This is a genomic window from Paraburkholderia sp. (assembly GCF_036488795.1).
GTDB lineage: Bacteria > Pseudomonadota > Gammaproteobacteria > Burkholderiales > Burkholderiaceae > Paraburkholderia.
Genome location: NZ_DASXHA010000002.1, coordinates 52,771 through 68,689 on the forward strand (window position 1 = coordinate 52,771; position 15,919 = coordinate 68,689).

General features: G+C 64.4%; 12 protein-coding genes and 1 pseudogene. 5 read left to right on the forward strand and 8 right to left on the reverse strand.

Annotated features, from left to right (window positions below):
- Positions 1 to 171: 171 nt before the first annotated feature.
- On the forward strand, positions 172 to 2,229 hold the full coding sequence (locus VGH41_RS00310; RefSeq protein ID WP_331595306.1) for a DUF3857 domain-containing transglutaminase family protein: 2,058 nt from the start codon (positions 172 to 174) through the stop codon (positions 2,227 to 2,229).
- On the opposite strand, the pseudogene VGH41_RS00315 reads toward VGH41_RS00310, so the two are convergent.
- From VGH41_RS00315 to VGH41_RS00330, 4 genes and pseudogenes are all read right to left on the reverse strand, one after another.
- Positions 2,226 to 2,693: pseudogene (locus tag VGH41_RS00315) on the reverse strand (undecaprenyl-diphosphatase); the annotation flags it as partial. The gene VGH41_RS00310 and the pseudogene VGH41_RS00315 sit on opposite strands and share 4 nt — an antisense overlap.
- Positions 2,694 to 2,744: 51 nt before the next feature.
- Positions 2,745 to 2,945: a hypothetical protein gene (locus VGH41_RS00320; protein WP_331595307.1), complete on the reverse strand. Its 201-nt coding sequence runs from the start codon at positions 2,943 to 2,945 to the stop codon at positions 2,745 to 2,747.
- Between the two features lie 101 nt (positions 2,946 to 3,046).
- Positions 3,047 to 4,201, reverse strand: a complete 1,155-nt coding sequence (locus tag VGH41_RS00325) for a branched-chain amino acid ABC transporter substrate-binding protein (protein WP_331595308.1) — start codon at positions 4,199 to 4,201, stop codon at positions 3,047 to 3,049.
- 600 nt (positions 4,202 to 4,801) lie between these two features.
- Positions 4,802 to 5,263, reverse strand: coding sequence for a hypothetical protein (locus VGH41_RS00330; RefSeq protein WP_331595309.1), 462 nt, complete (start codon positions 5,261 to 5,263; stop codon positions 4,802 to 4,804).
- A 261-nt stretch (positions 5,264 to 5,524) separates the two neighbouring features.
- Here VGH41_RS00330 and VGH41_RS00335 point away from each other — a divergent pair, with 261 nt between their 5' ends.
- Positions 5,525 to 5,773 carry a hypothetical protein gene (locus tag VGH41_RS00335; protein ID WP_331595310.1) on the forward strand — a complete coding sequence of 83 codons (249 nt, stop codon included), beginning with the start codon at positions 5,525 to 5,527 and terminating at the stop codon, positions 5,771 to 5,773.
- Positions 5,774 to 5,820: 47 nt separating this feature from the next.
- Here the strand turns inward: VGH41_RS00335 and pdxY are convergent, their stop codons facing one another.
- The 3 genes from pdxY to glgC all read right to left on the reverse strand — a co-directional run bounded on the left by pdxY (position 5,821) and on the right by glgC (position 9,773).
- Entirely contained in the window at positions 5,821 to 6,684 is an 864-nt protein-coding gene (pdxY, locus tag VGH41_RS00340; RefSeq protein WP_331595311.1) for a pyridoxal kinase PdxY, read from the reverse strand.
- Between the two features lie 280 nt (positions 6,685 to 6,964).
- A complete protein-coding gene (glgA, locus tag VGH41_RS00345) occupies positions 6,965 to 8,428 on the reverse strand; it encodes a glycogen synthase GlgA (RefSeq protein ID WP_331595312.1) in 1,464 nt (487 codons plus the stop codon).
- Positions 8,429 to 8,498: 70 nt separating this feature from the next.
- The gene (glgC, locus tag VGH41_RS00350) at positions 8,499 to 9,773 is read right to left on the reverse strand and encodes a glucose-1-phosphate adenylyltransferase (protein WP_331595313.1); all 1,275 of its coding nucleotides are present in this window, start codon (positions 9,771 to 9,773) and stop codon (positions 8,499 to 8,501) included.
- Positions 9,774 to 10,194: 421 nt separating this feature from the next.
- Here glgC and VGH41_RS00355 point away from each other — a divergent pair, with 421 nt between their 5' ends.
- Positions 10,195 to 11,271 (forward strand): alpha/beta hydrolase, encoded by a 1,077-nt coding sequence (locus VGH41_RS00355; RefSeq protein ID WP_331595314.1) that lies wholly within the window; start codon positions 10,195 to 10,197, stop codon positions 11,269 to 11,271.
- Positions 11,272 to 11,367: 96 nt separating this feature from the next.
- On the opposite strand, the gene VGH41_RS00360 is transcribed toward VGH41_RS00355, so the two are convergent.
- On the reverse strand, positions 11,368 to 12,363 hold the full coding sequence (locus tag VGH41_RS00360) for an LLM class flavin-dependent oxidoreductase (protein WP_331595315.1): 996 nt from the start codon (positions 12,361 to 12,363) through the stop codon (positions 11,368 to 11,370).
- A 1,047-nt stretch (positions 12,364 to 13,410) separates the two neighbouring features.
- Here VGH41_RS00360 and hpnI point away from each other — a divergent pair.
- The gene (hpnI, locus tag VGH41_RS00365; RefSeq protein ID WP_331595316.1) at positions 13,411 to 14,616 is read left to right on the forward strand and encodes a bacteriohopanetetrol glucosamine biosynthesis glycosyltransferase HpnI; all 1,206 of its coding nucleotides are present in this window, start codon (positions 13,411 to 13,413) and stop codon (positions 14,614 to 14,616) included.
- A gap of 88 nt (positions 14,617 to 14,704) precedes the next feature.
- On the forward strand, positions 14,705 to 15,919 hold a 1,215-nt coding region (gene hpnJ / locus VGH41_RS00370), incomplete at its 3' end, for a hopanoid biosynthesis associated radical SAM protein HpnJ (protein ID WP_331595317.1).

The following is a 15,919-nucleotide window of genomic DNA, read 5'->3' on the forward strand; positions in this document are numbered from 1 at the left end:
TTGAAAAGATCTGGGCGGCACGCCACGGCGGCGCAGCAAAACCGCGCGCGCCGCCAATGTGCTAAAACCAGAATACCGACCGGCACGAGGTGTCATCTTGGGGAAAATTGCCACAGAGTTGCGCGAGCGCCGCGGCCGCACGCCGCGCTCGCAGGGCAGGGCGCGCACAGCATGAGGAGACCCGCGCGGACCCGGCTGATCAATCTCGTATGGATCCTCTGCGGCGTCTGTCGCGCAGCTGCCGCGCAGACGGACGATCCGGCCGCGAACGACGAACTTGCACCGTCCACCATCGAGCGCGACGTCCATTACTTCGTGATTCAGAAAGACGGCTCCGTCGAAGAGCGCGACGACACGATCCTGCGCGCCAACACGACGAGCGGCGTCGACGATATCGCGCAGCGCTACGTGTGGTTCAACAAGGATATCGAACATGTCGAACTGCTCGGTGCGGACACCATCGATCCGGACGGCACCGTGCATCCGGTCGGCCCGGATGGCATCCGCGATGTGCAAGAGCTGCGCTCGGCGGGCGCGCCGACTTTCGAGGACGGCGTCTTGCGCACGGTGATTTTTCCCGGCGTGGAAGCCGGCTCGCGGGTGCATCTGGCGTTCCGCAAGACGCGCGCGAAACCGCTGCAGGCCGGCACGTTTGCCTACCTCGTCGAACCGACGCGCGACCCGGTCGAGCGACAGCGGCTGATCTTCGATCTGCCCGCCGACCTGCCGTTCTACGCCGACGCCCGCGGCTATGTCGCATTGCCCCCGGTGACGGCGAACGGCCGCACCCGCTACGAGTTCGACTACCGGCATGGACCGTACGCCCGCATCGAGTCCGGCGCGGTCGGCTATGCCACGTGGGGCGACCGGCTGATGGTCTCGACCGTGCCCGACTACGCCACCTTTGCCGCACGCTACAAGGCGCCCGCCACCGACGCCACCATGAGCGACCCGGCTATCGTGCAACTCGCGCAGTCGCTGACCGGCACGAGCAGCGACCCGCGCGAGCAGGCGCGAATCCTCTACGACTGGGTGCGGATGAACGTGCGCTACGTGGCGCTCTTTCTCGGCGAGACGGCGGCGATACCGCACAAGGCGATCGACATCCTGCACAACCGCTACGGCGACTGCAAGGATCACGTGGCGCTGTATAGCGCGCTGCTCGCGGCGGTGGGCATCCGCAGCGAGGCGGTGCTGCTGAATCTCGGGCCGTACTACACGCTGCCGGACGTGCCGGGCTACGGCGAGAGCGCGATCAATCATGCGATTGTCTGGATCCCGCAGTTGCAGCTCTATGCGGATACGACGGCGGGCGGCACCGGCTTTGGCTATCTGCCGCTGGTGGTGATGGACCGGCCGGTGCTGCTGGTCGATCAGGGCGTCATGTCGCGCACGCCGGCCGTGCAGCCGCGCGGCCGCGCGGTGCGCTTGCAGATCGACGTGAACGAAACGGGCGCGGCGTCATACGCGTATCGCGTCGAAGATACGGGCGCCACTGCCGAGCCCGAACGCAACGTGTTCCGCCGCGCTACTCATCAGCGTGCCCAGCAGATTGCCGCCAGCCGTCTGCTCCAAACCGGTTTGCACGGCACGGCACAACTACGGACCAGCGACGTGACGACGACCGAAGGGCCGTTCACCACCACCATTCAGGGCACGCTCGAGCATGTCACGTGGACCGACGGCACCACCGCCGTGCCGGCCATGACGAGCTTCGCGGGCGGCATTGCGAGTCAGGTGCAGTCATGGCTTGCCGAGCCGCAGCGCACCCAACCCTGGGTATGCGTGGGCGGCGAATTCGACGAGACCGCGCAGATCAGCTTGCCCGATACCGTGCATGTGACCGATCTGCCTGCCGACACGGCCGTGCAGGACAACACCTTCGATTACACCTCGCACTATGTGTTCGATCCGTCCACTAACGTGCTGCAGATCACGCGCCGCCTGCATGCGCAATTCGGCCATCAGGTCTGCTCGCCGGAAGCGTTCGACGAGATGCGGGCGTCGCTCGTCAGAATCGAACGGGACGCGTTATCGCAAGTGGTGGTGCACGCGACGGTGCCGGTTCACCGTTTCGCGGCGCCGAGCCGGATCAACGGCGCGAACGCGAACCGGTATAGCCGCTCGGCGGCGCCGAACAGCGAATCGAACAGCGGCCCCTCGCAGAGCGCGAGGCCGCTGGCGGCAACCAGCGCGACCAGTGCCGCGCCGACGATATCCAGCGGATAGTGCACGCCCAGATAGATGCGCGCCCATGCCATCGGCAGGCCGAGCAGCGCGAGGACGAGGCCGGTACGCTGCAGCAGCGGGGTGCCGCGCTGCGCCTGGGCAGGCAGCAGGAGGCTGAAGCTGATCGACCACCAGACCGTGAGGTGGTCGCTCGGAAACGACGAGTCGGCGCCATGCGGCAGCAGGTTGGTGCCGATACCCAGCACGAACGGCCGCGGATGCGGCCACGCGAGGCCGATCACGAGACTGATGCCCGCCGCGAGCAAGGCGGTCACGGCGGCATGGAAGGCGGCGCGGCGCCACGGCTCCGGTCCGCGCAGCCATGCCCCGACGAGCCCGCAGGGAATCACCCAGACCAGGTACTGCGCAAAGAACATCGCCCATTCCAGCAGGGCGCGATTGGCCGGCAAACGCGCGTTGATGATCAGGAAAAGCGTGCTGTTCAGGTGTTCGATGTAGGACATTGCAGGCGGTCGATCGGTTGATACGGGGCAACCGGCGGCATCGGGAGGGACTCAGGTCGCGGTTTCGTCAGTGAAGCCGCGGATCAGCCGCTCGATGCCGCCGGGTTCTGTCTTTTGCACAGCAGGACCACGCCTCGCGATAAAACGATCAGCGAAGGGACGATATTCCAGTGTGCGTTCACCGGCAGCATAGCGCGGCGAAGCTTGGCGCAAGCTTAAGCGGGGGATCGGGATGGCGGCGGGCGCCGCCATGGACGTGTTGCCGGGATTAGGCCCGGCGCGCCGCCTGTGCAATCCACGGCACGGCGACGCGTCAGATTCAGCTCATGCGGCTCGACTGGGCGGCCTGTTGATCAATTGCCGCCGCCCTTGGTCACGATCGCGACCCACGCGCCGCTTTTGACCTGATACAGGGTCGAACTGGCGTTCTTCAGCGAACCGTTGGCTTCGAACGCAATCGGGCCGGTCACGCCGTCGAAGCTGATCGCCTTGAGCACCGGACGATACACATTCGGCGAGGTCGACTTGGCCTGCTGCATCGCCTTGATCGCCGCCCATGCCGCGTCATAGCCGAACGGCGCATACGACAGGATGTCGACGCCAAAACGCTTCTTGAACTTCTCCGAGAAGTCCTTGCCGCCCGGCAGCGCCGCGAGCGGCCGGCCGTATTCCCATGCCATCGCGCCTTCGGCCGAGTCGCCGGCAAGCTTGATGAACTCCGGATCCATCACGCCGCCGCCGCCCACCAGTTGCGCGGTCACGCCGAGCTGCTTCATCCGCTTGGCCACGCCGGCCGCCTGGGTATCGAGCCCGCCGAAGAAGATCAGATCCGCGTTGGTCGCCTTGATGGCGGTGAGCTGCGTGCTGAAATCGACCGCCTGGTTGTTGGTGAATTCATGCGCGACGATCGTGCCGCCGTGCGCCTTGACCGCCTTCTCGAACTCGTCGGCTTCGCCCTGGCCGAACGCGGTGCGGTCGTCGAAGATCGCGATGCGCCTGGCCTTGGTCACTTCGACCGCGTAGGCGCCTGCGTTGCCGGCGTTTTGGGCGTCGGTGGAGATCACCATGAAGGTGTTGGCAAAGCCGCGGCCGGTGATGATCGGATTGGTGGCGGCCGGGTCGATCACGGGGATGCCGGCCTGTTCGTAGATCTGCGAGGCCGGAATCGTCGTACCCGAATTGAAGTGGCCCACTACCACGGAGACGTTCGCATCCACCAGCTTTTGCGCGGCCTGCACGCCGACGCGCGGGTCAGCCTGGTCGTCCTCGGAGACGATCTGGAAGTTCGCGACCTGATTGCCGATCTTGATCTTCTGCGCGTTGGCTTCGTCGATGGCAAGCCGCACGCCGTTCTCCAGGTCCTTGCCGTAGCCGGCATTCACGCCCGTCAACGGCGCCGCGAAGCCGATCTTGACCGGCAGGTCGTCGGCGAAGCCGGACAGCGGCGCAATGGCGAAGATCGTGCCGAGCATCACAACGAGGGGTTTCAGCGTCTTGCGAAGACTCATGGTCTCTCCTTCCGTCGACAGGTTCAGGTTATGAAAATCAGTCAAGGTGCACCGGCCGCAAGCGGCATGTTCGGGAAGCAGGCGGCCGGGTAAGGCGGTCACGCTGAAGCCGGGTGCCGCGCGCGTCATGCAGGCCAGTGCGCGCGGTCAGGCTGATAAGTCGAGTCGCGGTTCGATCCGGGTGCGGGTGGTCTCCTTCAAAGGACCGGCTCGTGCAGGGTACGGGTGATCGTGCGCCGGAAACAATGGTGAAAAATACTGGTAGGGCCGCACCTGAGGCGGCGGCCGGGAACATTTGCCCGTGCGGAACTCCAGATGGCGCGAATATAAAAAGCCAATTTGCGGCCGTCTTGGCAGATCGCGGCGCTTTCATTGAGGATTTCAGCACAGTCCTGCGGGGCGAGGCGTGCGGTGTGCTTGAAGGGAGGCGTCCTGCAGCAGGCGCTGGATGAGGATGCCGGCACACGTTGGCAAGTCCGCGCGAGGGCGCCGGACCTGCACGGAGCGGTTGTGCTGCTCAGGGAATGTCTGCGCGCTGCGGCAGCGCGCTCTGCCGGTGCACCAGCGGCAGCAGCAGAAGAAGGGGCGGCGCGAGGCCGCTTACTGCTCGCCTTGCAGACGCAGTATTTCCTCGCGCAGACGCAGCAGCGGTTCCTTGACGTCGTCTTCGGCCCACGTCTCCAGATCGTCGATGGCGCGCTGGCAGCCGTCGAGCACCAGATCGAGATCCACCGGTACGCCGTTGGCCAGCGCGAACTGGATGGTCTCGGCGAACTGCTGGCATTCGTCCTCGCCGTACGAGATGTCGAGGTTATCGGCGATCACTTCGGCGATATTGCTGCGCGCCTTGTCGTCGTGCGTGACCAGATCGATGATGCCGCGCGCCACCGCCGGCGAGTAGTACAGCGCGATATCGAGCCACTGCGCCGGATCGAAATCCGCCTGATCGAACTGGCTCTCGAAGAACTCGATCGCTTCCTGTTCGTGCGCTTCGTCGGCATCGACGCTGATGCACAAATCCTCAAAATATTCTTCCCGCTCGCTGCGGATGTGACCGTCCATCTGTGCCTCGTTTGCCTGTAATGGATGCTTGTTGAGTGCTGCGTGCACTGCGCGGCTCGCATTATAGGACGGCCGGCTGACATTTCTGCGGCAATGCCGGCCGTTGCGCGTCGTGCGTGGACGGATTGGTTCGGTCGGCGCAACGGTGTCTTCCGCCTGCGGGGGATGCGTCACGCCGCAGAGGCCGTTAGACTTCGCCCGGCGTGGTTTTTTGCACCGCTTCGTGCTGCGCTTTTATTCTGATTGGTCTGGAGAAACACAATGAAGGGGTTTTGGTTTTCGCTCGGCGCGGCCGCCTTGATCGCGGTGGGCGCGGCGAGCGTCGCGCCGTCGATCGCGCAAGCGGCGGGTTTGACGCGCGCCGCAGTGATAGCGGAGATCGCGGATGACCGCTCAGGCGGCTTCGACAACGGGACCGCGGAACATTCCCGGCAAGCCGTGGATACCGCCAGCAAGCTCGCTGCATTGCGCGCCGCGCGTGCTGCGGGCAATGGCGAGGCCGCGCAATAACAGGCGGGGCGCGCTGAACCGCTGCGGGTTCACGCGGCCAACTGGGGCTACAGCGTTTGCGCGGTCCACGCGTCGAACCATTCGCGCGGCTGCGCGATTTCATTCTGCGCCGCGACCAGTTCCAGCTCATAACGGCCTGCCTGCCAGGTCGCCTTCACCACCGCATTGACGGCCGCCAGCGTATGTTCGAAGGCGGCCCGGATCGGGTCGCCGAGCAGCGTGCGCGCCACGAACACCGCGCTCGTCAGATCGCCCACGCCGACTGGCTGGCGCGCGAACGGGTAGAGCGGACGCTGGGCCATCCACGCTTCATGGGGCGTGACGATCAGCATGTTGAAGCGGTCGGCGGGGCTGTTGCGGTCCAGCAGATGCTTGACCAGCACGATCCTCGGCCCGCGCTCGATGATTTCGTGGCAGGCCACGACGGCTTCTTCGACCGTATCGATCTCGCGGCCCACGAGGCGCTGCAATTCGCTGTGATTCGGTGCCATGCCGTCGGCCACCTCCGGCATGGTGCGCACGAGGAATTCCTGAATACCGGGCTCGACCATGCAGCCGGTGGTCGTGCCCATCACCGGATCGCAGAAGTACCAGGCGCGCGGATTGGCCGCTTTCACCGCCTTGACGACCTCGATCACCGCCTGCGCCTGCTCGGGCGTGCCCAGATAACCCGACAGCACCGCATCGCAGCGCGGCAGCACGCCAATGGCGCCGATGCCTTCGACGAGATCCACCATCTGCTCAGCGTCGATCGCGCTGCCGGTCCAATGGCCATACTGCGTGTGATTCGAGAACTGCACGGTATTGAGCGGCCAGACATTGACGCCGAGACGGCGCATCGGAAACACCGCGGCGCTATTGCCCGCGTGTCCGAAGACGACATGTGACTGGATGCTCAAAACGTTTTTCATGATGTCTTCCCGGCGCGCTGCCCGGCGCGTCGTCAATGGGGGCTCTGGTTGGTGCCGGCGGGTGGGCCGGCGCGGCGGCCCGGGCCATGCAGGGCATGGACTCAGGCTGGTTGCGCACGGACTTGCCCGGGTGAGCAGGATCCGTGCGCGTGGGTCCGAACGCAGCCGGACTGTGCAGTGCAATGCGGCGCGCCGCCAGCACTGGCGTGCCTCTGCAATGAACAATACATGAGTTTTGGCGCGCTGGAACGATCCGTCCCCGTGCTGTTGCGCTGAACCATCAACGGGTGAGTTCGCGGTACAGCGCCAGATAGCGGTCAGCCGATGCGCCCCAGCCGAAATCCTGGCGCATGGCGCGCCGTTGCGCGGCCTTCCATTCGGTGCGCCGTGCATAAAGTGCAAAGGCGCGGCGGATCGCGGCGGCGAGTGCATCGGGCTCGAAGCGCTCGAACGTGAAGCCGGTCGCCAGATCGTCGGCGAGGTTTTCCAGCGACGCGTCCACTACGGTATCCGCCAGCCCGCCCACCCGGTGCACGAGCGGCAGCGAGCCGTAGGCGAGCGCGTAGAGTTGCGTGAGGCCGCACGGTTCGAAGCGCGACGGCACGGCGACCACATCGCTGCCTGCAATGATGGCGTGCGCCAGCGCCTCGTCGAAGCCCAGTTCCACCGCCACCGAATCCGGATGCGTATGCGCGACGCGTTGCAAGCCGCTTTCGAGCGCCGGGTCGCCGGTGCCGAAGACGACCAGCTGGCCGCCCCGTTTGACGATTTCGGGCACCGCCCCGAGCAGCAAATCCAGCCCCTTCTGCTCGGTGAGCCGGCTTACCACGCCGAACAGCAGCGCATCGTTTTTCTCCGCAAGGCCGAAGCGTTTTTGCAGCGCCGCCTTGCAGCCAAGCTTGCCCGAGAGCCTCGTGGGTGTGTAGCGCTCGGCAAGCAGGGCATCCGTGGCGGGACACCATACGGTGTAGTCGACGCCGTTCAGAATCCCGCTCAAATCATGCGTGCGCATGCGCAGCAGCGCGTCGAGGCCGCCGCCCTGGGCGAGCGTCTGAATCTCACGCGCATACGTGGGGCTGACCGTGGTGATGCGGTCGCTGTAGTAGAGGCCGGCCTTCAGGAACGACAACTGGCCGTAGAACTCCACGCCGTGCATGTTGAAGAAATCGCCCGGCAGCCCGAGCTGGCCGAACAGATGAGCAGGGAAAATGCCCTGGTAAGCGAGGTTGTGCACCGTAAACACGCTGCGTGCAACGGACCGGCCGTACTCGCGTTCGGCGGCCTTCAGGTAGGCGGGGGCGAGACCCGCATGCCAGTCGTGCGCGTGGACGATCTGCGGCGACCAGGCCGGATCGAGCTGTTGCGCGAGCTGCGCGGCGGTCCAGCCGAGTAGCGCAAAGCGCTGGGCGTTGTCGCCGTACGGCACATGCTCGGCGTCGAGGTAGGGGTTGCCGGGCCGGTCATAGAGCGTGTCGGCGCGGATCACGTAGACGATCAGGTCGCTCGACTTCAGCGTGCCCTGATCCAGCGTCACATGGGGCGCGTCGAAGCGGCGTCCCAGCTGCGCGACCGTGCGCAGGTCGGACAGACCCGCGAGTACCGCGGGAAAGCCCGGCAGCAGCACCCGCACATCCGCGCCACGCTCGATCAGCGCGGGTGGCAGGGCGCCCGCCACATCGGCAAGACCACCGGTTTTCAGAAGGGGATACAGCTCGCTGGCGACGTGCAGGGCGCGAATCGTCATGGGCAGAGTTCCGCTGGGGCGGGTTGATTGGGGCGCGTGCAGGCACGCGCCTCGTTCGCAGGTTGCGGATCTAGCTCGTCACCCGGTTCGGACTGCGTAGCGCATCCGGCGTGACCAGCACGACGCCGCTGTCGGTGCGGTAGAAGCGTTCGGCATCGGCCACGGGGTCCTCGCCGATCACCGTCCCGTCCGGGATCGCGCAGCCGCGGTCGATCACGACGCGCCGCAACCGGCAAGATGCGCCGATCGTCACCTGCGGCAACAAGACTGCCTCATTGATATTACAGAAAGAATTCACCACGACATTCGACGACAACACCGAGCGAGAAATCTGCGAACCCGAGATCACGCAGCCGCCGCAGACGATCAGATTGGTGCCCGAGCCTTGCAGCCCGTTCATGTCGCGCACGAACTTGGCGGGCGGCAACTGCTGCTGGTGCGTCCAGATCGGCCAGTCGCGGTCGTACAGGTCGAGCGTCGGAATCGTGGAGGCGAGATCGAGATTGGCGGACCAGTAGGCGTCGATGGTGCCCACGTCGCGCCAGTACGGTTCGACGTTCGGGTCCGACGACACGCACGACATGCTGAACGGATGCGCGACGGCTGTTCCCTGCGTGACGACGCGCGGCAGGATGTCCTTGCCGAAATCGTGATCGGTCTCTTCGCTGGAGATGTTTTCTTCCAGCAGCGAATACAGGTAGTCGGCGTTGAACACGTAAATGCCCATGCTGGCGAGCGCGATGTCGGGGCGTCCCGGCATGGCGGGCGGGTCGGCCGGCTTTTCGACGAAGCCGGTGACGCGCCGGTTCTCGTCGACGTGCATCACGCCGAAGGCCACCGCCTCCATGCGTGGCACCTCGATGCAGCCCACCGTGCAGTCCGCGCCGGTTTCGACGTGATCGCGGATCATGCGGGTGTAGTCCATCTTGTAGATGTGGTCACCGGCCAGCACCACGACGTACTTCGGCCGGATCGAACGGATGATGTCGAGGTTCTGGAACACGGCGTCCGCCGTGCCGCGATACCAGTGCGCGCCTTCGACGCGTTGCTGCGCCGGCCACAGGTCGATGAATTCGTTGAATTCGCCGCGCAGGAAGCCCCAGCCGCGCTGCACGTGCCGGATCAGCGAGTGGGCCTTGTACTGCGTGACGACCGCAATCCGGCGGATGCCCGAGTTCAGACAGTTGGACAGCGCGAAGTCGATGATCCGGTATTTGCCGCCGAAGTGGACCGCTGGTTTCACGCGCTTGTTGGTGAGCGGTCCGAGCCGCGTGCCGCGACCGCCCGCGAGGACGATGGCGAGCGTGGTGCGTTGCAGATCGTTGAGGCTTGCCGGAGTTTCCATGTTATGTCTCCTTTCCCATGCAACCTGATTGCTGGTGGTGTGCCCCGGATGGTTCTGCCTGGCCGTTTTTTTGTTGATTCTGATCAGCTACTCGCGTCAGTCGCGCTGCCCTCGACGTTGGTTCGCTATTTCTAGCACCCTTTCACTGCCCGCGAATAGTCTGGATTGTGTGGATGCCGCCGCGCTATGCCGGGTATCGCTCACCTCGCGACGATCGCAGCCCGGATGCGTCGCGTCGGTGCGGCATGACGCATAGCCGCGCGATTGCTGTCGCGCAATATGCGTGCCACGGGCGTGGCGTGCGGCCGCGGGGTGGCCTGTTTGCGCAGGCCACAGCAGAATGCGACGCGGCGACGTAGAATTTGCGGCTTCGACCTAGGCCCGGCGTCCGATCTTCATTCCGCTCACGAATCCATCGTCCATGAACTTCAGCCGTCAAACCCTGCTTGCGCTCCTGGTCGCTGCCGCTGCGGCTGTATGTTTTGCGGGTAACGTGGCCAGCGCCGCCACGGACAATGCGTCAAGCGCAGTGCCCGGCGGCGGCAATGACGGACCGGCCTACGGTCCCGAACTGCAGGGCTTCGATTATCCGGCGCCGGTCGAGCAGTTCGACTTCACGTCGCAAGGCGTGCCGCTGCATATGGCTTATATGGACGTCAAGCCGGTGCAACCGAATGGCCGCACGGTGGTGCTGCTGCACGGCAAGAATTTTTGCGCCGCCACGTGGGACACCACGATCCGACGCCTGAGCGATGCCGGCTATCGCGTGATCGCGCCGGACCAGATCGGCTTTTGCAAATCGAGCAAGCCGGAACATTATCAATACAGTTTCCAGCAGCTGGCGCGTAACACCCATGCGCTGCTCGACTCGCTGGGCGTAAGCCGCGCCACGCTGATCGGTCATTCCACCGGCGGCATGCTGGCGATCCGCTACGCGCTGATGTATCCGCAGGCCACGCAGCAGCTGGTGCTGGTCGATCCGATCGGTCTGGAGGACTGGAAAGCGAAGGGCGTACCGTCGTTATCGGTCGACCAATGGTACGAGCGCGAGCTCACGACCACCGCCGACGGCATCCGCCGCTACGAACAGTCGACCTATTACGCGGGGCACTGGAGCCCGACCTACGAGCCGTGGGTGCAGATGCTGGCGGGCATGTACCGGGGGCCGGGCCGGCAGATCGTCGCGTGGAATTCCGCGCTGCTGTACGACATGATTTACACCCAGCCGGTCGTCTACGAACTGGGCGAGCTGCAGATGCCTACGCTGCTGTTGATCGGCCAGAAAGACAGCACCGCGATCGGCAAGGATGTCGCGCCGCCCGAGGTGCGCGGGAAGCTCGGTCATTATCCGGAGCTGGGCAAGGCGGCCGCGAAGGCGATCCCGCATGCGACGCTGGTCGAGTTTGCAAATCTCGGCCACGCGCCGCAGATGCAGGACCCGCAAGCCTTCCACAAGGCGTTGCTCGAAGGGCTGGCGGCGGTGCCGGCGAATCCCTGATCAGGACGGGCGGATGCGGCGGCAGGGGGGCTCAGTGCCGGATCGCCGGCGCCGCGTGCGCCTCTTTGCGCCCGGCTCGCCACGCGTCCTTTGCTCTCATTTCCCGCTGACAAGCGCCTCACGGATCTGCGCAGCGATTTCAAACGAACGCAAGCGCGCCGCGTGGTCGTAGATCTGCGCGGTCAGCATCAACTCGTCGGCGCCCGTTTGCGCGATCACCGACAGCAAGCCTTCGCGCACCGTATCCGGGTCGCCGATCACCGAGCACGCAAGCGAGTGCGCGACGCTGTTCAGTTCCATCTCGGCGGCCTCGATGCGATCCACCGGCGGCTGCAGTTGCCCCGGCGTGCCGCGCCGCAAATTGATGAACTGCTGCTGCAGCGAGGTGAAAAGACGGCGCGCTTCGTCATGGCTATCCGCGGCGAACAGGTTGACGCCGATCATCGCATACGGTTTGTCGAGCGTCGCCGACGGGCGGAATTGCTCGCGATACATGCGCAGTGCCGTCAGCATATGGTCCGGCGCAAAATGCGAAGCGAACGCAAACGGCAGGCCGAGCGCCGCCGCCAGCTGCGCGCTGAACAACGACGAGCCGAGCAGCCACAGCGGCACATGCAGTCCGGCGCCGGGCACGGCGCGCACACGCTGACCCGCGACCGGATCGGCGAAATAACGCAGCAGTTCGACGACGTCATCCGGAAACGAGTCCGCGCTGCCTTGCAGATCGCGGCGCAGCGCGCGGGCGGTGGTCTGGTCCGTGCCGGGCGCGCGGCCGAGGCCGAGATCGATCCGCTCAGGGTAGAGCGAGGCGAGCGTGCCGAACTGCTCGGCGATTACGAGCGGTGCATGATTCGGCAGCATGACGCCGCCCGAGCCGACGCGAATCGTCTTCGTCCCACCCGCCACATAGCCGATCACCACCGAGGTGGCGGCGCTGGCAATGCCCGTCATATTGTGATGCTCGGCCAGCCAGAAGCGCTGATAGCCCCATCGTTCCGCGTGCTGGGCGAGGTCGAGCGTGTTGGTGAAGGCCTGCGCCGCCGTCGCGCCGACGGTGATGGGGGAAAGGTCGAGGACCGAGAAAGGGATCATGGCAAGTTTGTCCGCAGCCTTGTGCCGCGGGCCCGCGTGCAACGAGTGTTGCTACGTCGGTCAGGCCGTCGGCGGTCAAGGCAAAAGCGGATTGTGCCAAAGCGCTTTCATTCGCGCTGACAGCGGTAACAAGTCCACAACTTCAGCAGGGTTTGCAGAGGAGGGCGATGGATGCGGGTGAGCACATGGAGTACGTGCGTGCTCGCACAGTCAGCGCGGCCGTGTCGCGCTAGCGTGGAACGGCTACGGAGCCTGCGCGTGGCTGAGCCCCGGCTGCCCTGGGTGCTTCAGATCGCGGGCGGTGAGCCGCGGCGCGCGAGGACTATGGCACCGGTCGGCTCCGCTCGCCACGCGTAGGTCGGCTACGCAATGTATCTCCGGGCGCAGCGGACCGGCCGGGTCATTTGGCCGCTTACATATAACGAAAAGGTATTGTGCGTAAATTAGCCGCTTTGCTTACCACGGGCTTACCTTGGCTGACAGTTTCAATAGATTGGTTAGATCATTAACGCCAAAGCGCCGGCATTTTCCCCGGAAGGCCACGATTATTGTCAGTCGATCAAATAAATTGTCATATGGCTGTAAATAATTCCTGCCGATGACGACAAAATTAGTATCGGATTGACCGATTGCACTTAGCAAGTGCGAGCGAGCGCTGCTACAATTTTTGCGACAACGAATGTGCGTGCGATTGCCATTCAGCGGTGGCCCGCCAGTGAGCGGAGTCCGCCTGACCCTGTACGTGCAACCCTTTGCGGTGGCTGACAGAAGCGCATCCATATAACCCTGCCGGTATGCAGCGAGGGTTATCTGTCTGTTCGCTTTCGATTATCTGTCACATAGCCCATTAAATATTACGGGAAATTACGGGAATGTCTTCGCACGCTTTGCTTCGGCAGTGCGGCATCACTCCGATGCTGCGTGCCCGCTGCAAGTAGAAGGAGTCCCGATTATGCGAACGAACGTTCTGACGGTTAACTGTTCGAGTCTTGCTGTCCCTGCTATCCCCGCTGCTTTTGAGTGGCGGGTTATCCGGGGTGCTTGCCAATGACGGTGCAACCGGTTGTGCTTCTGGAGTGGCTGGTCGTGGCGTTCTGCTGTGCCGCCACGGTCTATGCCGGCGTGGCCGCTGTTGCCATGCCTTTTTTCGGCAAGCGTGCCGCCGTCCGTCACGTAGGCTGGACTTCGGTGAGCGTGCTCAAGCCGTTATGCGGCATAGAGCCGCGCCTTTACGAAAATCTCGTGACGTTCTGCGAGCAGGTGCATCCGTGCTTTCAGCTGCTGTTCGGCGTATCGTCGCCGGTCGATCCGGCCATCGCCGTGGTGCGCCGTTTGCAGGCCGCGTATCCGCACTGCGACATCGAACTCGTGATCGACTCGCGGGTCCATGGCAGCAACCTGAAGGTCAGCAATCTGATCAACATGGCGGAGCGGGCTCGTCACGAGATCATCGTGCTGGCCGATAGCGACATCGCCGTCGAACCGGACTATCTCGACCGCGTGACCGCGCCGCTCGCCGACCCGGACACGGGTGTCGTCACGTGCCTGTATCGCGCGCAGAGCGTCGGCGGCTTCTGGCCGCGGGTGGGAGCGTTGTTTATCAACGAATGGTTTGCGCCGTCGGTGCGCGTCGCGCACGCCGGCGGCTCGCGCCGCTTCGGTTTCGGCGCGACGTTGGCGTTGCGGCGTGCCACGCTCGCGGGCATCGGAGGCTTCGAGGCGTTGAAAGACTGCCTCGCGGACGACTACTGGCTCGCCGAACATGCGCGCGTGCTCGGTCTGAACACGGTGTTGTCGTCGGTGATGGTCGCTACCGACGTGATCGAGCCGACCTTCGCAACCTTATGGCTGCGCGAAATGCGCTGGCTGCGCACGATCCGCTCGGTGAATCCGTCGGGCTTTGCGTCGCTGTGCATCACGTTCACGACGCCGTGGCTGCTGATCGGCGCACTGTTCGCGGTCAGCCTGAGCGGCACTGAGGCCGTGAACGCGCATCCGGTCATGGCGCTCACGCTGTGGACGAGCACGCTTACGGGTATCATCGCGCGCATTCTGTTGCATGCGCGCAGTGCCCGCTACTCGCGCAGTTTCTGGCACGATCTTCCGCTTGTGCCGTTGCGCGATATGTTGCTCGCGCTGCAATGGCTGGGCGCTGCATTCGGTTCGCATGTCGTGTGGCGCGGCGCGCGGATGCCGGTTGTCAATCGGGTGACGCAGACGCGTACGTCGATTGTGGAGATCCCGGATCGCTGAACAGACGCGGCGCCTCGAACTTCCGGCGCCGCTGCAGCATCTTTCATTTAACTAGTCGTAAGAATCAACGCAGGATGCGGGAGCACTCATGAAAGCACTATTTTTGCAGGCCCCGTCGTATGACGGTTTCGACGGTGGCGCGGGTTCGCGTTATCAGGCGAAGCGCGAGATCCGCTCGTTCTGGTATCCGACTTGGCTCGCACAGCCCGCAGCACTGATTCCGGATAGCCGTGTGCTGGATGCCCCGGCTGACGGCCTTTCTGTTGAAGCATCGCTCGATATCGCGCAGCAATACGACCTCGTCATCATCCACACCAGCACGCCGTCGTTCCCGACCGACGCGATGTTTGCGCAGGACCTGAAAGCCCGCAAGGCGTCGATCCTGATCGGCATGGTCGGCGCGAAAGTCGCGGTCGACCCGCACAACTCGCTGACCGCCAGCGAGGCGATCGATTTCGTCTGCCGTGAGGAATTCGACTTCACCTGCCAGGAAGTCGCCGCCGGCAAGCCGCTCGCGCAGATCCAGGGCCTGAGCTACCGGGCCGCGGACGGCTCGATCGAACACAACGAGGCGCGTCCGATCCTCGAGAACATGGACGAGCTGCCGTTCGTCGCGCCGGTGTACAAGCGTGACCTGAAGATCGACAACTACTTCATCGGCTATCTGAAGCACCCGTACGTGTCGATCTACACGGGCCGCGGCTGCCGTTCGAAGTGCACGTTCTGCCTGTGGCCGCAGACGGTGGGCGGGCATCGCTACCGCACGCGTTCGGTGGAAAACGTGCTGGCAGAAGTGAAGTGGATTCGCGACAACATGCCTGAGGTCAAGGAGATCATGTTCGACGACGACACCTTCACCGACTTCAAGCCGCGCGTCGAAGAGATCGCACGCGGTCTGGGCAAGCTGGGTGTGACGTGGTCGTGCAACGCGAAGGCGAACGTGCCGTACTCGACGCTGAAGATCATGAAGGAAAACGGCCTGCGCCTGCTGCTGGTCGGTTATGAATCGGGTGACGACCAGATCCTGCTGAACATCAAGAAGGGGCTGCGCACGGATATCGCGCGACGCTTCAGCGAAGACTGCCGCAAGCTCGACATCAAGATTCACGGCACGTTCATTCTGGGGCTGCCGGGCGAGACGCAGGAAACGATCGAAAAGACCATCGAGTACGCGAAGGAAATCAACCCGCACACGATCCAGGTGTCGCTCGCCGCGCCGTATCCGGGCACGCGGCTCTACGACCAGGCGGTGGAAAACGGCTGGCTGCAGGAAAACAAGGTGATCAACCTGGTGAGCAAGGAA